We start from the raw sequence: 14,038 nt of genomic DNA, 5'->3' as shown, positions 1-14,038 counted from the left end.
AAAAAATCATTATGCAAAAAAAAGAAATATATAAAAAATTTATTGAATACTTCTCAAAACATTTACCTGAAGCAGAAACGGAATTAGAATATGTTAATCCTTTTCAACTTTTAGTAGCCACAATATTATCAGCTCAATGTACTGATAAGCGCGTTAATATGATTACTCCTGAATTATTTAAAAAATTTCCAGCAGCCGAGAAACTTGCAAAAGCAAAACAAGAAGATATTTTTAAATTGATTAAATCGTGCTCATATCCTAATAGTAAGGCAATTCACTTATCGGGAATGGCAAAAATGCTTGTATCAGATTTTAACGGAATAGTTCCATCCAATATTGACGACTTGCAAAAGCTTCCGGGTGTCGGTAGAAAAACAGCAAATGTAATACTTGCAATAGCTTTTAAGAAACCTGCTATGCCTGTCGACACGCATGTTTTCAGAGTATCGGCAAGAATCGGTTTAACAGCAGATGCTGCAAATCCACTTGAAACTGAAAAGCAGCTTGTAAAAAGCATTCCACAGGATAAACTTACTTTAGCTCATCACTGGCTTATTTTGCATGGCAGATATATTTGTGTTGCCCGAAAACCTAAATGCGAAGAATGTGGATTGACGGGATTTTGCAGATATTATCAATCAAAGAAAAATTAAAATAAAAAATCCCTAATAAAATTTCAGTGAAAAACGGACAAATTATTTTACAATACTTCCATCATCAAATTTATTTGTTGGCGACACAAAGCAAAGCTCACCTTTAGTATTTTCTGCCATTAAAATCATTCCCTGCGACGTTATTCCTTTTAGTTCTTTAGGTTGTAAATTAACTAAAATGCTTACCTGTTTTCCAATAATATTTTCAGGTTCATAATATTCGGCAATGCCCGAAACTACAGTTCTTTTATCAATGCCTGTATCTATTGTAAGTTTTATAAGTTTTTTTGTTTTTGCAACTTTTTCGGCGGCAATAATAGTTCCAACACGAATATCAATTTTTGCAAAATCATCATATTCGATATTTGCTTTTTGGGGCGGCAAATCAGCTTGCGACGAAATAATATTTTCTTCGTTCATTTTTTTAGTGTTTTGAAGTTTTTGAATTTGTGCATTTATTGCATCATCTTCTATTTGTTCAAAAAGCAATTCGGGTTTATTCAATGAATGTCCGTTTTGCAATAAATCGTTTCTTCCGGTATTTTCCCATTTTACCCTTTCAATGTTCAGTATTTTCCTGATTTTTTCAGCAGTAAAAGGCAAGAACGGCTCCATGAGAGCTGAAAGATTTGCTGTAAGCTGAAGAGAAATATTTAAAATTGTTTTTACTCTGTTTTCATCTGTTTTAATAAGTTTCCAAGGTTCGGTGTCAGCAAGATATTTATTTCCTGCTCTTGCCAAATCCATCAAATCTTTGAGGGCTTCACGAAGTTTATAATTTTCAATATTTTTTTCAATTTTTTCTTTTTGAATATTTATTGATGCTATAATTTCATCATCGTAATCAGTTTTTCCCTGTATTTCCGGAACAATACCATTAAAATATTTTTGTGTAAGAACTAAAACGCGATTAACAAAGTTGCCAAGAATAGCAACCAATTCACTGTTGTTTCTCGTTTGAAAATCTTTCCATGTAAAGTCGCTGTCCTTTGTATCAGGTGCATTTGCTGTTAATGCGTATCTCAAAACATCCTGTTTGTTTGGAAATTCTTTTAAATATTCATGCAGCCAAACTGCCCAGTTTCGCGATGTTGAAATCTTATCACCTTCAAGATTCATAAATTCATTTGCTGGAACATTGTCGGGTAAAATATAAGTTGCTTCAGCATGCAGCATCGTCGGAAAAACAATGCAATGAAAAACAATATTATCTTTTCCGATAAAATGAACAAGCTTTGTTTCTTTATCTTTCCAATATATTTTCCAATCTTTATTATTTTTTTCAGCCCATTCTTTTGTTGCTGAAATATATCCGATTGGTGCGTCAAACCATACATATAGAACTTTCCCTTCAGCTTCTTTGAGAGGAACTTTTACGCCCCAATCCAAATCGCGTGTAACGGCTCTTGGCTGCAAACCCGTATCAAGCCATGACTTGCATTGTCCCAAAACATTTATTTTCCAATCTTCTTTATGTTCTTCAAGTATCCATTTCCTCAAAAAAGTTTCATATTTATCAAGTGGCAAAAACCAATGTTTTGTTTCTTTTAACACGGGTTGATTTCCACTTAATACTGATTTTGGATTTACCAAATCAGTTGCATTCAGTGATGTACCGCATTTTTCACACTGGTCACCATAAGCTTTTTCATTATTGCAATGCGGACAAGTGCCCGTAATATATCTGTCGGCTAAAAATTGTTTTGCTTCTTCATCGTAATATTGCTCTGTATTTTTTTCAATAAAAATATTTTTATCATAAAGAGTTTTAAAAAACCCAGAAGCAGTTTCGTGATGTATTTTGTTTGAAGTTCGCGAATAAATATCGAACGATATTCCAAATTCTTCAAATGATTTTTTTATAATTTCATGATATTTATCAACTATTTGCTGAGGCGATACGCCTTCCTGTTTCGCTTTAATAGTAATCGGAACGCCATGTTCATCCGAGCCGCCGATGAAAACAACGTCTTCGCCTTTCAAACGCAAATATCTTGCATAAATATCGGCAGGCACATAAACTCCCGCTAAATGCCCGATATGCACAGGTCCGTTTGCATAAGGCAAAGCTGAGGTTACAGTATATCGTTTAAATTTATTTCCCATTTGTTGTATTTTTTAGAGTTCAAATGTAATAATAAATTTTATTTTGTTTAATAAGAAACCGAAAGCTAAAAAACAGAACGCAGATAACACAGAAACAAATCAGTCAAAACAGTGTCATCAATGTACTATTTAAAAATTACATTTAGATAATTATTATTTCTTAAGTAAAAAATATCCGATAATATTTACTTTAGAAGTAAGAATTATCGGATATAAAAAATGAGAAATTTTGTTATTTTTAAAAATAAAAATAAATAAAATTACTTTTATTAAACATTCCGAAATAAACAATAACGAGAATTAGCGAATAGTATATTCCCCATCGCAGCCATGCAGGTTTCGAAGAAATATAACTGCTGATGATATGTTGTCGCTGAATGAAATGAAATATTTCTAATATTATTATGAAGAAAATTGATAAAAATAATTCAGCCGGACCAACGCCAAAGTCGGCAAACAAATGGGTATTGATTTGTGAAAGGTGGAAATCAAAGATATTTTTTAATATCTGCAATGCATTGTCAAATGTATTTGCTCTGAAAAATATATATGATAAAACAACATAATTAAAAGTTATGAAAATACTGATGAAATTATATAAACCGGAATTAATTTTCTTTGAAATTTTCTTTCGAAATTTTCTTGTCATTGCTTCAAATGCAAGAGCTAATCCGTGCAGCAAGCCAAAAGCAATATATGTCCATCCGGCGCCGTGCCACAAGCCGACAAGAATAAATGTTATAATCAGCGAAAAATAAATTCCCAACATCCCAAGATTGCGGGTGCTGAAAGATAGCGGAGTATAAACATAATCTCTTATCCAATTACCGAGAGTGATATGCCATCTGCGCCAAAATTCAGTAATGTTGCGACTCATATAAGGTTGGTTGAAATTTATATCAAGTTCAAAACCCAGAATTTTTGCGGCACCGATAGCTATATTTGAATATCCCGAAAAATCACAATAAACCTGAAATGCGTAAAAGTAAGTTGTAATAATCAAAGGAAAGCCATGATATTGGGAAGGACTTGCATAAACTTCATTTACTATAATTGCCAATCTGTCGGCAATAATGAGCTTTTTGAAAAACCCCCATGCCATTAATTTTAAACCGTCTGCAATTCTTTTGTAATCAAAATCGGGGAAACTATGAAACTGCGGAAGCAAAGAGTTTGATTTTGCAATAGGTCCGGCTAATAACTGAGGAAAAAACGACACATATAAAGCAAAATAACCGAGATTTTTTTCGGCATTTCGCGAGCCGCGATAAACATCAATGCTGTAGCCAATAGCAATAAATGTATAAAACGAAATCCCAACAGGAATAATAAAATTAAATGTGCTGTAATTTAAGTTTCCAGATTGAAATAATGTCCAGATATTATAATTGAAAAAATTCAGATACTTGAAAAAGAAAAGGGGAGCTAAACTTAAAGCCAAACTTATAACAAGATAAATTTTCCTTATATATAATTTATTGTTTTTTTCTATCAATAATCCCGAAGAGTAGTTTATCAAAGTAATAAAAGCGAGAATTAACGCATATTTTGCTTTAAGATTTATATAGAAAAAATAACTTGCAACAAGTAAAAAGAGCCATCTGAATCGTTTAGGAATTAAGAAATATATTCCAACAACAACGGGGAAAAATATTGCAAACTGTATTGAATTAAATAACATTCTAATCTTTTAATTTTTCATTTTTTTAATCTTTTAATTATCGTTTCACACATTTCCCCAACATTTTTAAAATTCGAAACTTCAATTGAAGTGAATTTTATTTTAAAATGTTTTTCAATTGCAACAATAAGCTGAATGTATGTAATAGAGTCCCATTCTTCAATATCTTTTGCCGTTGTTTCGGGTTTTAATGCAATGTTTTTATTATCGAGAATATCAATAAAAATAGGTGTTAGTTGGGTTAAAACTTCTTGAGCAGTCATATTATGATGATTTTCTTTATTGATAAAAGTAAGTAAATAATTTTTTTAAAATCCATACAAACTCTAATTATTTTTAATAATCTGCGCTTCATCTCGGAAAATATACATTACCGAAAATGTAATCACATTATGAAATTGATTCATTGTTCTTCCGTCGGAAAAATATTTTGTGCGGACTTTTCTTGTCGAATATGAATAACGCCAGCAAAATTTCAATCCTTTATAAATGCTTGTATAAAAATTTAGAAAAATATCTATATCATCGTTGCGATAAGGATTAACCGGATAATTTTGTTTATAACCATCTTGCATTTCGCTGAATTCTACGAGGCGTCCCCATGATAATCCCAAGCCAAAATTTAATTTCCCTTTTTGGTCAAAATAATTAAGGTATAGCGGAGCATCGAGATAATTTAAAATTAATTTCAAGGAACCGTTTAGAGAATCGGCGGAACGTGGTTTTTGATAACTACCTTTCTGGTTATATAAAATTTCGAGATGAACGGAAAAGTTTGCGGGCAAAGGAATTATAGCAGTTGCACCGGTGTGCAAGCCAAATTTATGAAATCCGTAAACCCTGTCACCGTCAACCTGCGACATATTGAATCCAACTATAGGTCCGCCTCTTATATTCTGAGAAGAGACCGAAATGCTTAAAAGCAGAATAAGAAAAAATAAAAAAAATTTTGTCATTGATTAATTTAGGATTTATAAAAAAACATTAAACTTCGAACTCCTAATGTAAATGTTTTTAGTTTTTAGTTCCGAAGAATCCAGCATTTGCAAGATTATCGTAATTTTGTTTAGCTTAATTTTCAGTTTATTTGCACAGGCAACAAAATTCCGAAACTTTAAACTTTAGGCATTAAACTTTAAACTTTTTTTATCAACCAAAGTTATATTTCTTTTTTATTGCCTTTTTTATTTTCCACGTACATTTCAGTCCTTTTTCAAAAACAACCCAATCGCCGGGTCCGAACTGAATTTTGTTTCCTTCTTTATCGGTAACTTCGGCATTACCTTCAAGAATTAAGCATGTTTCCTTTGTATCATATTCCCATTCAAATACAGAAGGTTCTTTGCTCCATGTTCCCCAGTTTTTTGTTTTTTCAATTTCCTGTGGGGTTGGTTTGTGAATTTGCATTTGCATAATTGCGATGTTTTAATTTTTATTTTTAAATTTGTAAAAATAATATGATTTTTAATAATTTTTATTTATTTGTGAAATATTATTAATATTGATTTTTGAATATTGCTGAAAAATTATGCTTACTAACATTATTGATTTTAAAAACATTCATTTTGTTGATGTAATCGACATTATTCTGGTAATTTTTTTATTATATCAACTTTACAGGGTGATTAAGGGAACTGCAGCGGTGAATATTTTTATAGGCATAATAGCCGTTTATGCAATTTGGCAGGTTGTTGATTATTTTAAATTAAAATTATTAAGTAATATTCTGGGGGCTTTTCTTGGTGTGGGTGTTCTTGCCTTGATAATTGTTTTTCAGCCCGAAATAAGACAGTTTTTACTGTTAATAGGGAAACCTAAATTTTTTATTAAAGGAACGAAGAAAAGTATTCTTGGTGCCGGAATCTATAATATAATCAAGGGGCAGGATATAGTTGAAATAGTTAATGCATGCAAAAACATGATACATTCCAAAACGGGAGCATTGATTGTTATTGCCGAAAAATCACCCCTTACGACATACATTGAATCGGGCGAAGTTATTGAAGCGAGAATTTCAACTAAAGCAATAGAAAGTATTTTTTTCAAGAATAATCCACTCCATGACGGTGCAATTATTATCAGCGATGGAAAAATGATGGCTGCAAAATGTATTTTGCCTATTACCGATAACCCTGCATTTCCTTCAGAATTCGGATTAAGACATAAGTCGGCAGCCGGAATAACCGAAAAATTGGATGCTGTGGCCATTGTTGTTTCGGAACAAACGGGATTTATTTCTTTTGTGAAAGAAGGTAAAATGGATTATAATATTAGCCTTTTTAAATTAAAACAAATTCTAAGAAACGAATTTAAGGCATGATAAAAATTAAAATAAAAAACTTTTTAAATACTACAATCAGAAAACTTTTATTTCTGACAGTAACTTTTATTTCTTCAAATAAAATTTTTTCGGCAGAAATAGTTTTGAAAGGTATTTACTGCGGTGAAAATTTATATGTGAATAATCCTTCTTTTCCATCGGAAAAAGAATTCTGCATTACCGCACTGACAGTGAATAATAAGGAAATAAGCGACATTATAAATTCAAATACTTTTGAAATAGATTTTAATTTACTTGGTTTAAAAAACAAAGACAGTATTATAATTAAAATAACTTATAAAGACAGTTGCAAACCACAAATTATCAACCCTGAAGTTCTGCTGCCAAAAGGAGGATTCACAATAACTTCATTCAAATTTGACCAGAAAGACAATAATTTAATATGGACAACAAAAGATGAAAATGCAGAAATTCCTTTTATAGTTGAACAGTTTAAATGGAACAGATGGATAAAATTAGGAGAAATTCCCGGCAAAGGTAATCCAACTCAAAACTCATATTCTTTTTCAATTAATTTAGTATCGGGAAATAATATTTTCCGTTTAAAACAAATAACTCCGCGTGGCAAGGAAATTTTTTCCAACGAACTTAAATATCGCCCTAAAATTCCTGAAGTTGTTGTTACAATTGAAAAAGGAGGCGAAGGAATAAATTTTTCTACGATAACTTCTTATGAAATTTATGACATGGCAGGAAAATTACTTATGAGCGGCAAAGGAACAAAAGCTAATATTTATAAATTGGAAAAGAATAAAGCTTACTTGTTGAGTTACGATAATAAAACTTTAAAATTTGTAAAAAAATGAGATTAATAATAATCAACGGACCTAATCTTAATTTACTCGGAAAAAGAGAAAAATCAATATACGGAGAAAAATCTTTCGAGGAGTACTTCAAACAATTGAAAAAAAAATATAAAAATATTTCCATTGAATATTTTCAGTCGAATGTGGAAGGAGAAATAATAAATAAACTTCATGATACAGGTTTTTCATATAATGGAATAATTTTAAATGCAGGTGGATATACTCATACTTCAGTTGCTATTGCAGATGCTGTTGCTTCTATAACTGCACCGGTTGTTGAAGTTCATATTTCAAATATTTATGCGCGCGAAGAATTCCGAAAAAATTCTCTGCTCTCTGCAAAATGCAAGGGTGTAATTACAGGCTTCGGGCTCGATTCGTACCGCCTCGCAGTTGAATTTTTTTTTAAAAATAAAAAATAAAATGATTTTGATTTAAAAAGTTGTTTAAACTTTAAACTAACCCATGCCCATTCTGAATTCTTTCATATCGTGGTTGATGAAAAAAAGAATACATCAGATTGAACTTTTCATGAAATATCCAGATGAAGTTCAGGCGGAATGGTTCAGGCGACTTACAAGTGCCGCAAAAGATACCGAATGGGGAATAAAATACGATTACAAATCAATCACAAAACCCGATATTTTTAAAGAAAGAATTCCAATTCAGGATTATGATTCTCTGAAACCATACATTGACCGCCTTCGTAAGGGCGAACAAAATTTATTATGGCATTCCGATATAAAATGGTTTGCAAAATCTTCTGGAACTACAAATGATAAAAGTAAATTCATACCTGTAAGCGAGGAAGCCCTTGAAGAATGTCATTTTAAAGGAGGCAAGGATTTACTTTCAATTTATTGTAATAATTATCCAAATACGCAGATATTTGCAGGCAAAGGATTAGCTCTTGGCGGCAGCCATCAGATAAGCGATTTTAATAATGCATCTTATTATGGTGATTTGTCTGCCATCATAATTCAAAATCTGCCTTTCTGGATTGAGTTTATCAGAGTTCCCAATATTGCAATTGCTTTGATGGATGAATGGGAAAACAAAATTGAAAAAATGGCAAATGCAACAATAAATGCTGACGTAACAAATATTGCCGGTGTGCCATCATGGACTCTAGTTTTGCTGAAGCATATATTGGAAGTTTCAGGGAAAAAAAATATTCTGGAAATATGGCCTAATCTCGAAGTATTTATTCACGGAGGAGTTAATTTCAATCCTTACAGAGAACAATTCAGAAAAATAATCCCATCGGAAAAAATGTGTTACCTCGATACTTATAATGCTTCGGAAGGATTTTTTGGAATACAAGACAAGCCGGATTCCGATGAAATGCTTTTGATGCTTGATTATGGAGTATATTACGAATTTCTACCTTTGAGCGAATTGAATAAAAAATTTCCAAAAACTTTATCACTCGAAGAAGTGAAATTAAATGAAAATTATGCCCTTGTAATATCAACTAATGCGGGGTTATGGCGTTATAATATCGGTGATACAATAAAATTTACATCTTTAAATCCGTTCAGAATTCAAATTTCCGGAAGAACAAAAAGCTTTATTAATGCTTTTGGTGAAGAACTTATGGTTGATAATGCCGAAAAAGCATTATCCATTGCATGTGAAAAAACCGGTGCATTGATAAGAGAATATACTGCCGCACCTGTTTATTTCAGCGATAATAACAACGGAGCACATGAGTGGCTTATTGAATTTGAAAATGAACCCGACAATATTGAATACTTTAATGAAATACTTGATAATGCTTTAAAATCGCTGAACTCCGATTATGAAGCCAAACGATATAATAATCTTGCATTAGGTAAACCAATAATTAAAGCTGTTCCCCAAAATACATTTTATAACTGGCTTAAAACAAAAGGAAAACTCGGCGGACAAAATAAAGTGCCCCGATTGTCAAACGAAAGAAAGCATGTTGATGAAATATCTGAAATTATTGATAAAAAGAAATAATAAGTGCTTAAAGTTAAAAATAATACTTCGTTATTCATTATTCAATATTCGATGTTCATTATTTTTATTTAAAAATTTGCTAAAAAAATATCGAATATCGAATACTGAATTTCGAATATTGAAGTAAGTAAAAATTATAAACAAACCCTGATTAAACAAATAACATAAATGATTAAATCCTTTTTTAAAAATATTAAATTATCAACTTCTTCGGTTATACTGTTTACCACTATTATTTTACTTTCATTCATTACATCAGATTTCATTCTTATTAAAAGTATAAATGTTGAGTCGGGAAACAAATTCACTTCCGATAAACTCGGTAACTTATATGTTTTTGGTAATAATGATATAAAAAAGTATGACAGAGACGGAAAGCAAACTGCGACATATAGCAATATAAATTATGGAAAAATTTCATCGCTTGATGCAAGTAATCCGCAAAAAATAATGATTTTCTACAAAGATTTTTCACGAATAATCTTTCTCGACAACACTTTAAGTATTAATGGAGATGGAATTGCTCTTGCCGGTATTGGTTTTGAAATGACAACATTATCATGCAATTCAGCGAACAATGATATTTGGTTATACGATTCCGGAAATTATCAAATCATCAAACTCGATAAAAATCTTGGTGTTTTATTCAACAGCGGAAATTTAAGTCAGTTGCTTAAAATAAATATGAATCCGAATTTTTTGTTATTTCAAAATGATTTTCTATTTTTGAATAATCCTGAAACAGGAATTTTGATTTTTAATGCTTTCGGAACATATTTGAAAACAATTCCTGTAAAAGAATTACAGATATTTGAGGTTATCGGCGATAATATTTATTTTTGTTCAAAAAATAAATTTAAAAGTTATAACATAAAAACTTATGAAGAAAAGAATTTTATTTTACCCGATACAAATTCAACAAAAGTAAGAATAGAACAGAATAGATTATTTCTTTTTAATGAAAAACAAATTGACATTTACTCCAACAAATAAATACTAAAATTATGCATATTGCAATAGCAGGAAATATAGGTTCGGGCAAAACTACATTAGCTACTTTGCTTGCCAAACAGTACAAATGGAAAGCACAGTATGAAAACGCTGAAGATAACCCTTATATTAACAGCTTTTATGAAGATATGCAAAGATGGTCATTCAATCTGCAGGTATATTTTTTGAATTCACGTTTCAGACAAATAATAGAAATTAAAAATAGTGGTAAAAATATAATTCAGGACAGAACTATTTATGAAGATGCTTTTATTTTTGCTCCTAATTTACATTCAATGGGACTGATGTCAACCCGTGATTTTGATAATTACAATTCATTATTTGAATTAATAAATCAGTTTATCAAACCTCCGGATTTATTGATATATCTGCGTGCAACGGTACCTACACTTGTAAAGCAAATCCAGAAACGCGGACGCGATTACGAAAATTCAATACGTATTGATTATCTCACACGCCTCAATGAACGTTACGAAGCTTGGGCAACAACTTATAAACTCGGAAAACTTCTTTCTATTGATGTTGATAATGTTAATTTTTGTGATGTTAAAAAAGACCTGGGGATAGTTATTGATAAAGTAGAAGCTGAAATTCACGGACTTTTTGAAGTTGTGAAGTAGCGAAACTGTGAAGAGTGAAGTAAAAAATATTTTTTAAATCCATAAAATTTCAAAATGAATTTTATTGGCATAATTCCTGCACGTTATAAATCGTCGCGTTTTCCGGGTAAGCCATTAATTGATATTAATGGGAAGTCAATGCTCCAGAGAGTTTACGAGCAGGCAGAAAAAACAAGAGCATTATCATATCTTGCGGTTGCAACCGATGACAAAAGAATTTTTGAGCATGTGAAAACTTTCGGTGGAAATGTTATTTTAACTTCTGCAAAACATAAAACCGGAACCGACAGATGTTTCGAGGCAGCAGAAAAATTAAAATCAAAAATAAAATTCTCTGATAATGATGTAATAATAAATATACAGGGAGATGAGCCATTCATTCAACCTGAACAAATTACTCATCTTGCAAAATGTTTTAAAAATAAAAAAACACAAATTGCAACTCTTGTAAAAAAAATTAATAATGAAAAAGATATTTTTAATCCGAGTGTAATAAAAGTGGTTTTCAATAAAGATAAAGAAGCAATTTATTTCAGCCGTTCGCCAATTCCTTATTTCAGAAATAAAGAACAAAAAGAATGGTTCGGTTCATTTGATTTTTTTAAACACATAGGAATATATTCTTATAGATTCGGGATTTTGGAACAGCTAATTAAACTGAAACAATCGTCTTTAGAAATCGCCGAATCACTCGAGCAATTGCGATGGCTACAGAACGGATATAAAATAAAAGTTGAAATCACCGAACACGAAAGTTTTTCTATTGATACTCCGGAAGATTTGAAAAAAATAAATGAATTTATTTGAAGAATAAAATGCCACAGATAAAATTAATTATTATTAATTTTGAGAAATGCACATAGTTGAAAAATATATTTTAGAATTACTTTATAAAAAAGAAATTCTGATTTTACCCGGAGTCGGAACTTTTGTGGTGGTTTATTCTTCATCGAAAATTGATGTACGTAAAAAAATTGCTTATCCTCCTTTAAAAAAGATTTTTTTTAAAAACGAATTTAATAACGATAATATTTTAGTAAATTATATTGCTGCTGCTGAAAATATTTCTGTTTCTCTTGCAGAAACTATGGTTAAAGAATATGTTGGTATGCTGAAAGCAAAATTATCAGAAGAAAAAAAATATACTATAGATAATTTTTGTGTCTTTTCTCTTGCTTCAAAAAGCAATATTTCATTTAGTCAAAGTAAATCTCTTAACTTATTAAACGATGCATTCGGATTGTCCGAAATAAGTGCTGTAAAAATTAAAAGGAATTTTATCGGTTTTAAAAATAAATCAATAAAAGGCAAAATATTTATCTGTTTTATTATTGCAATTATAGTTTTACTTCCGTTAATATTTTTACTAAATAAATTTAATTATCTTGATTCTAACGGTAAAATCAAGCCACAGAGAGCACAAGTTGAAAAACCTATTTTGAGGCAAAACAATAAAACGGGAAAAGAAATTATAAAAATCGAAAATAAGGAAGTAAAAAATAATGCAAAATATTTTATTGTGGGTGGTTGTTTTGTTATGGAAGAAAATGCAAAAAAACTTTCAGATAAAATAAAGAAAAAAGGGTTCAACCCCGAAATATCAAAAAATAAAGATGGATTATTTATGGTAAGTTATGCGAAATTTGATAACAAAACCGATGCAGTTAATGAATTGAAAAAAATTAAAACCCAAGCGGATTCTTCGGCATGGTTAGTTTGTCAATAACAAAATTACTTTTATTGTGGCAAAAAATAAACTCAAAAGATTTTCGGAATTAAATGATTTCAGTAATGTTTTTCAACCAAAGAAAAAAGATTTTGATTCCGGTTTTTATTTAAAAGAAAAATGGAAAAAAGAATATTTCCGAAATAATAATCCCATAACTCTTGAACTTGGCTGCGGAAAGGGTGAATATACAACAGGACTTGCTGAAAAACATCCCGAAAAAAATTTCATAGGCATTGACATTAAAGGTTCGAGAATATGGGTTGGCTGTAAATATTCAATTGAAAAGAAATTAAAAAATGTTGTTTTCATAAGAACTCAAATCGAAAACCTCGAATTCTTTTTTAAAGAAAATGAAATAAGTGAAATTTGGATTACCTTTCCCGACCCCTATCTTTCCAGTGGCAAGGCAAAGAAAAGATTGACTTCATCCCGTTTTCTGAACATTTATAAAAATATTATTGACGACAATTGTATTATAAACCTTAAAACTGATAATTTTGTTCTTTACAATTATACTTTGGAAATTATAAATAATGAAAAGCATAAACTTTTATTTGCTACCGATGATTTGTATGGTTCGAATATTGAAAATTCCGCAAAATCAATACAAACATATTATGAAAGAATTCATTTGAAAAATAATTTAAAAATATATTTCATTCAATTTTCATTAAAAATATGAAGATAAAAGTACAAAATGAAAATTCTTTTTTCGAAAATGTTTATGAAGTTGCACATTTAATTCCCTTTGGCAGAGTAACTTCTTATGGTGCTATTGCAGAATATCTCGGAGCAAAACGTTCGGCACGGATGGTCGGCTGGGCAATGAACAAGTCGTTTACTCAAAAAAAAAATATTCCTGCCCACAGAGTTGTTAATAGAAATGGAATTTTAACAGGTAAAAATTATTTTGGCGGAAGCGATGTTATGAAAGAATTGCTGGAAAGTGAAGGAGTAAAAATTGAAAATAATAAAATAATGAATTTTGAAAAAATATTCTGGGACCCGATAAAGGAATTGAGTATTTGAATGAATAAATATCTTTGCGATATAAAAAGTTTCTTGCAAAGACGCTAAGTCGCAGAGAAAAGTAGATTAATCAATT

General features: G+C 30.5%; 16 protein-coding genes. 11 read left to right on the top strand and 5 right to left on the bottom strand.

All coding sequences use genetic code 11. The features are described 5' to 3' along the window. The first annotated feature begins 11 nt into the window (after positions 1–11). Positions 12–653: an endonuclease III gene (gene nth, locus WC223_04665; protein MFA6923528.1), complete on the top strand. Its 642-nt coding sequence runs from the start codon at positions 12–14 to the stop codon at positions 651–653. 42 nt (positions 654–695) lie between these two features. Here the strand turns inward: nth and metG are convergent, their stop codons facing one another. From metG to WC223_04640, 5 genes are all read right to left on the bottom strand, one after another. Further along, positions 696–2,759 (bottom strand): methionine--tRNA ligase, encoded by a 2,064-nt coding sequence (metG, locus tag WC223_04660; GenBank protein ID MFA6923527.1) that lies wholly within the window; start codon positions 2,757–2,759, stop codon positions 696–698. A gap of 238 nt (positions 2,760–2,997) precedes the next feature. Further along, entirely contained in the window at positions 2,998–4,440 is a 1,443-nt protein-coding gene (locus tag WC223_04655; GenBank protein ID MFA6923526.1) for an MBOAT family O-acyltransferase, read from the bottom strand. Between the two features lie 17 nt (positions 4,441–4,457). Next, positions 4,458–4,703 (bottom strand): acyl carrier protein, encoded by a 246-nt coding sequence (locus WC223_04650; protein MFA6923525.1) that lies wholly within the window; start codon positions 4,701–4,703, stop codon positions 4,458–4,460. A 63-nt stretch (positions 4,704–4,766) separates the two neighbouring features. Then, positions 4,767–5,396, bottom strand: a complete 630-nt coding sequence (locus WC223_04645; GenBank protein ID MFA6923524.1) for a hypothetical protein — start codon at positions 5,394–5,396, stop codon at positions 4,767–4,769. Between the two features lie 193 nt (positions 5,397–5,589). Further along, positions 5,590–5,853: a cupin domain-containing protein gene (locus WC223_04640; protein MFA6923523.1), complete on the bottom strand. Its 264-nt coding sequence runs from the start codon at positions 5,851–5,853 to the stop codon at positions 5,590–5,592. Positions 5,854–5,968: 115 nt separating this feature from the next. Between WC223_04640 and cdaA the strand changes: the two genes are divergently transcribed. The 10 genes from cdaA to WC223_04590 all read left to right on the top strand — a co-directional run bounded on the left by cdaA (position 5,969) and on the right by WC223_04590 (position 13,962). Further along, positions 5,969–6,760: a diadenylate cyclase CdaA gene (gene cdaA, locus WC223_04635; protein MFA6923522.1), complete on the top strand. Its 792-nt coding sequence runs from the start codon at positions 5,969–5,971 to the stop codon at positions 6,758–6,760. Then, a complete protein-coding gene (locus WC223_04630; GenBank protein MFA6923521.1) occupies positions 6,757–7,587 on the top strand; it encodes a hypothetical protein in 831 nt (276 codons plus the stop codon). The genes cdaA and WC223_04630 overlap by 4 nt, the downstream gene beginning before the upstream one ends. Next, the gene (gene aroQ, locus WC223_04625) at positions 7,584–8,009 is read left to right on the top strand and encodes a type II 3-dehydroquinate dehydratase (protein ID MFA6923520.1); all 426 of its coding nucleotides are present in this window, start codon (positions 7,584–7,586) and stop codon (positions 8,007–8,009) included. Before WC223_04630 ends, aroQ begins: the two co-directional genes overlap by 4 nt. A gap of 43 nt (positions 8,010–8,052) precedes the next feature. Continuing rightward, positions 8,053–9,573: a GH3 auxin-responsive promoter family protein gene (locus WC223_04620; GenBank protein MFA6923519.1), complete on the top strand. Its 1,521-nt coding sequence runs from the start codon at positions 8,053–8,055 to the stop codon at positions 9,571–9,573. 168 nt (positions 9,574–9,741) lie between these two features. Continuing rightward, positions 9,742–10,566 carry a hypothetical protein gene (locus WC223_04615; GenBank protein MFA6923518.1) on the top strand — a complete coding sequence of 275 codons (825 nt, stop codon included), beginning with the start codon at positions 9,742–9,744 and terminating at the stop codon, positions 10,564–10,566. An 11-nt stretch (positions 10,567–10,577) separates the two neighbouring features. Next, complete coding sequence (locus WC223_04610) at positions 10,578–11,204, top strand: deoxynucleoside kinase (protein MFA6923517.1); 627 nt, start codon at positions 10,578–10,580, stop codon at positions 11,202–11,204. A gap of 54 nt (positions 11,205–11,258) precedes the next feature. Further along, positions 11,259–12,011, top strand: coding sequence for a 3-deoxy-manno-octulosonate cytidylyltransferase (kdsB, locus tag WC223_04605; GenBank protein MFA6923516.1), 753 nt, complete (start codon positions 11,259–11,261; stop codon positions 12,009–12,011). Between the two features lie 46 nt (positions 12,012–12,057). After that, complete coding sequence (locus WC223_04600) at positions 12,058–12,930, top strand: SPOR domain-containing protein (GenBank protein ID MFA6923515.1); 873 nt, start codon at positions 12,058–12,060, stop codon at positions 12,928–12,930. A 16-nt stretch (positions 12,931–12,946) separates the two neighbouring features. Then, complete coding sequence (trmB, locus tag WC223_04595; protein MFA6923514.1) at positions 12,947–13,615, top strand: tRNA (guanosine(46)-N7)-methyltransferase TrmB; 669 nt, start codon at positions 12,947–12,949, stop codon at positions 13,613–13,615. Beyond that, positions 13,612–13,962, top strand: coding sequence for an MGMT family protein (locus tag WC223_04590; protein MFA6923513.1), 351 nt, complete (start codon positions 13,612–13,614; stop codon positions 13,960–13,962). Before trmB ends, WC223_04590 begins: the two co-directional genes overlap by 4 nt. Positions 13,963–14,038: the final 76 nt, after the last annotated feature.

This window comes from Bacteroidales bacterium, assembly GCA_041671145.1.
Lineage (GTDB): Bacteria > Bacteroidota > Bacteroidia > Bacteroidales > JAHJDW01 > JAQUPB01.
This window is presented reverse-complemented; position numbering and strand designations above follow the sequence as displayed.

Coding starts and splice junctions, on each gene's coding strand:
- nth (MFA6923528.1), top strand. CDS start 12: ATGCAAAAAAAAGAAATATATAAAAAATTTATTGAATACTTCTCAAAA.
- metG (MFA6923527.1), bottom strand. CDS start 2,759: ATGGGAAATAAATTTAAACGATATACTGTAACCTCAGCTTTGCCTTAT.
- WC223_04655 (MFA6923526.1), bottom strand. CDS start 4,440: ATGTTATTTAATTCAATACAGTTTGCAATATTTTTCCCCGTTGTTGTT.
- WC223_04650 (MFA6923525.1), bottom strand. CDS start 4,703: ATGACTGCTCAAGAAGTTTTAACCCAACTAACACCTATTTTTATTGAT.
- WC223_04645 (MFA6923524.1), bottom strand. CDS start 5,396: ATGACAAAATTTTTTTTATTTTTTCTTATTCTGCTTTTAAGCATTTCG.
- WC223_04640 (MFA6923523.1), bottom strand. CDS start 5,853: ATGCAAATGCAAATTCACAAACCAACCCCACAGGAAATTGAAAAAACA.
- cdaA (MFA6923522.1), top strand. CDS start 5,969: ATGCTTACTAACATTATTGATTTTAAAAACATTCATTTTGTTGATGTA.
- WC223_04630 (MFA6923521.1), top strand. CDS start 6,757: ATGATAAAAATTAAAATAAAAAACTTTTTAAATACTACAATCAGAAAA.
- aroQ (MFA6923520.1), top strand. CDS start 7,584: ATGAGATTAATAATAATCAACGGACCTAATCTTAATTTACTCGGAAAA.
- WC223_04620 (MFA6923519.1), top strand. CDS start 8,053: ATGCCCATTCTGAATTCTTTCATATCGTGGTTGATGAAAAAAAGAATA.
- WC223_04615 (MFA6923518.1), top strand. CDS start 9,742: ATGATTAAATCCTTTTTTAAAAATATTAAATTATCAACTTCTTCGGTT.
- WC223_04610 (MFA6923517.1), top strand. CDS start 10,578: ATGCATATTGCAATAGCAGGAAATATAGGTTCGGGCAAAACTACATTA.
- kdsB (MFA6923516.1), top strand. CDS start 11,259: ATGAATTTTATTGGCATAATTCCTGCACGTTATAAATCGTCGCGTTTT.
- WC223_04600 (MFA6923515.1), top strand. CDS start 12,058: ATGCACATAGTTGAAAAATATATTTTAGAATTACTTTATAAAAAAGAA.
- WC223_04590 (MFA6923513.1), top strand. CDS start 13,612: ATGAAGATAAAAGTACAAAATGAAAATTCTTTTTTCGAAAATGTTTAT.